Raw genomic sequence first — 1,275 nt, forward strand, 5'->3', positions numbered from 1 at the left:
TGATTATGCTAAAAAAATATCAGAAATAACTTTTGTAGAAACAAAACTATAGTCATCAAAAATAGGAACCAAGATTTCATGGTCAGCCAAACCTCAGAAACAGATATTCATGTCACTTTTAGGGATCAAACTCCCGTGGTTCATTTGCCTCTTCGTTTTACTGTCTCAGAGGCAGAATTATTTAAATCAATTTGCCAAAAATTTTTCCAATCAGAAAATACTATAACCAAAATTATTATTGATTTTAGTAATACTAATTTTATAGATAGTTGTGGAATTGGTTCTCTAGTCACAAATTTAAAAATAGCAAGAGAAAAAAATATAGAATTTATACTATCTGGTGTTAATTCTCTAGTTATGGGGGTATTTTCTCTAACTGGACTAGACAAAATTTTAATCATCGAACAATCTCCACATTCAGAAGTTAAAAACAAAAGCAATAGTAAACCAGAAGAAAATCAACTTCCTGTTACTCATCCTTCTGTCAAATCTTGGGTAAAACGTCTGATTGATATTGTTGGTGCTTTAGTAGGATTATTTATTACAGGTATTTTATTTATTCCCATCGCTATTTTTATTAAGCTTGATAGTCCTGGTCCAATATTTTTTGGTCAAATACGATGTGGTTGGATGGGAAAAAATTTCCGAATGTGGAAATTTCGCTCTATGTGTGTAAATGCAGAACAACTTAAGAGTCAAATCAAAAATCAAGCTCAAGGTGCAATCTTTAAAAATGAAAATGATCCACGAATTACTAAAGTTGGTAACTTTTTGAGGCGAAAGAGTTTGGATGAGTTACCTCAGTTTTGGAATGTACTGAAGGGAGATATGAGTTTAGTGGGAACTAGACCCCCTACTCCTGATGAAGTGGAACGTTATGAAGTACCTCAATGGCAACGTTTAGATGTTAAACCTGGTATGACAGGAGAATGGCAAGTTAATGGTCGTTCTCAAGTGAAAAATTTTGAAGATATTATTAGGTTGGACTTAAAGTATCAACAAAATTGGAGTCTAATGTACGATATAAAGTTAATTATTAAGACTGTGGGAATCTTATTTAAGAAAGGCGGTGGAGCTTATTAGGGTATTTAAAATACTATACTTTTTCCTTCTCTTTCTCGGTCTATAGCTTTTTTCCACTAAGATATTAGCTTTACATCTCAATCTGTTTAAATGATTATAGATTTAAGTTTTATAGAAGAAGGAATAAGGAAGAGGGAAGAAGGAAGAAGAAAAAATATTACGTTGCCTGAGTTTTAGAGCTTCTCGATCTGA

1 protein-coding gene is annotated in these 1,275 nt (G+C 32.2%); it reads left to right on the forward strand.

All coding sequences use genetic code 11. From position 1 onward, the window contains the following. The first annotated feature begins 78 nt into the window (after positions 1–78). Positions 79–1,083 (forward strand): exopolysaccharide biosynthesis polyprenyl glycosylphosphotransferase, encoded by a 1,005-nt coding sequence (locus tag F6K13_RS33720; RefSeq protein WP_287290013.1) that lies wholly within the window; start codon positions 79–81, stop codon positions 1,081–1,083. Positions 1,084–1,275 lie beyond the last annotated feature (192 nt).

This window comes from Okeania sp. SIO2B9 (assembly GCF_010672505.1).
Taxonomy (GTDB): domain Bacteria; phylum Cyanobacteriota; class Cyanobacteriia; order Cyanobacteriales; family Microcoleaceae; genus Okeania; species Okeania hirsuta.

Bases quoted from the DNA above. Each gene is read 5' to 3' on its own strand.
- F6K13_RS33720 (WP_287290013.1), top strand. From the start codon at position 79: ATGGTCAGCCAAACCTCAGAAACAGATATTCATGTCACTTTTAGGGAT.